This window comes from Rhizobium sp. BR 317 (assembly GCF_047445835.1).
GTDB classification, from domain to species: Bacteria; Pseudomonadota; Alphaproteobacteria; order Rhizobiales; family Rhizobiaceae; genus Rhizobium; species Rhizobium paranaense.
On sequence record NZ_JARWLB010000112.1, the window covers coordinates 1 to 1,612 of the forward strand.

At 58.3% G+C, this 1,612-nt stretch carries 2 protein-coding genes; both read right to left on the minus strand.

Annotated elements, in window-relative coordinates:
- Positions 1 to 562: SDR family oxidoreductase (locus QD357_RS32120; protein ID WP_414126053.1), on the minus strand; the 562-nt coding region annotated here is incomplete at its 3' end.
- 11 nt (positions 563 to 573) lie between these two features.
- Positions 574 to 1,356, minus strand: a complete 783-nt coding sequence (locus QD357_RS32125) for an SDR family NAD(P)-dependent oxidoreductase (protein ID WP_414126054.1) — start codon at positions 1,354 to 1,356, stop codon at positions 574 to 576.
- Positions 1,357 to 1,612 lie beyond the last annotated feature (256 nt).

Consider the following 1,612-nt stretch of genomic DNA (forward strand, 5'->3'; position numbering starts at 1 on the left):
CGCCAGGGCTGATCATAGACACCTGGATCCCACTTCCCACGCCCACCTCCTTTCTGAGGCTTTCGGTGATACCGCGTATAAAGAACTTCGTGGCTCCATAAACGCCTGCCGCCTCGCCGACATGAACGCCGGCGATAGAGCTCATATTCAGGATGCGGCCGGACCGGCGCTCCAACATCGACGGCAGCACGGCGGCAATCGCATGTAGATAGCCACGCAGGTTGGTATCGATCATCTTGTTCCAATCGCCGACCGCGGCATCCTTCCAATAGGAAAAKAGCATGAGGCCCGCATTGTTGACCAATATATCGACCGGGCCGTACGTCGTCGTGGCGAACGGGACGAGGGCCTTGGTACTCTCAAAATCCGTGGCATCGGCAACCTTGTAGCTGGCAATACCTCCGGAACCGGCGATGTCTTCGACAATCTGACTGAGGCGTTCCTCATTGCGGCCGGCAAGGACGACGCGCGCACCTTTTTCCGCCAATCCTCTGGCGGTCGCTGCTCCAATGCCCGAGGAAGCTCCCGTGACGATTGCGACCTTGTCTTTCAGATGTGCCATGATGTGCTCCTTCACTGCGGTTGGGTCAGTTMGGCTTGCCGGGCGGCTTTAACAGGCTCTGGGGTTGTCCGGTTTTCCAACACCTGCCGCTTGGTTTTCTGGTCTCCGCCGACGACATGGTCGATGTMGTTCATGAGGGCCTCGAAGCCCTGCTTGGCGACGAGCGTCTTGTCGTTTTTCTGCTGGCCACCGAGCTTCGTATCGCCCATCCCAGCGTGCGCGTGGAAGTCGCTGTTGGTGGCGCCCGGAAGGAGTGCCGTCACCGTGACCCCGGTCGAGCGCAACTCCTCGCGCAGAGATTCCGCGAACATGTAACCGAATGCCTTCGACGGGCCGTAGACGGTTTCGTATGGCGTGGGCAGGGTCGCCGAAACCGAGGAGGTGATGAGGATCCTGCCGCGGCCGTTCTTGACCATATGTTGGACGACGCGTTTGGCCATATGGACGGTCCCAGTGACATTGATTGCAAGCAGGCGAAACTCATCCTCGAGATCGTTATCGACGAAGGCGCCGCCGATACCGATACCCACGTTCAGAGCCGCGGCTTCCAGTGGGCGCCCCAGCCCCTCCGTGAAGKTCCAGAACCCCTCAACGCCATCGTATGTCGAGGCATCCGCTTTGAACGGATACGCTTCGGCGTCAAGGCTTCGTAGCGCATCKGCGGCCTCGTTTACCTTGTCGCTTGAGCCTGAAATAGCAACGTCAAATCCATTCTTGGCGAATTGTTTGGCAAGCTCGAAGCCTATTCCAGATGAGCCGCCCGTGACCATTGCGAGTGGTTTATTACCAGTCATGATTTCACTCCTTTGGTTTTATCAGCACCACGATCGCCTCGAGGCGCCGGTGACCTAATGCCCGTGGAGCCGGTTGGTTACATGAGCAAAATCGATCGGGGCGGTGAGCAAAAATCAACCACCGATCTGGCAGATACCAGGAGTGAGGGACCTTTTGGTCGCGTCCGCAGCCAAATTGACGAGGCATTCCMGACGTCACGAAGGCACCMAAGAGTGAACACCCCTCATCGGTGCGTGCGATCCAGCTCACTTCAAG